The organism is Cedecea sp. B1(4) (assembly GCF_059414925.1).
On sequence record NZ_JCAHMZ010000406.1, the window covers coordinates 1 to 201 of the forward strand.

Here is a 201-nt window from a genome sequence, read left to right on the forward strand (position 1 = left end):
CCTTCATAGGGGCGCAGTTCGACCACGTCGCCCATTTCCATCTTGGAAACGTCGAGTTCGATCGGCAGGGCGCCGGCGTCTTCCATGGTGTTATAGAAGATCGGGGCGATCTTGTTGCCCAGGCACACGCCGCCGAAACGCTTGTTCGGCACGAAGGGGATGTCTTCGCCGGTGAACCACAGCACCGAGTTGGTGGCCGAC

At 60.7% G+C, this 201-nt stretch carries 1 protein-coding gene; it reads right to left on the reverse strand.

The features are described from left to right. A partial coding sequence (locus ACR6JA_RS23485; RefSeq protein ID WP_494599971.1) for a hypothetical protein occupies positions 1 to 201 on the reverse strand: 201 nt, incomplete at both ends.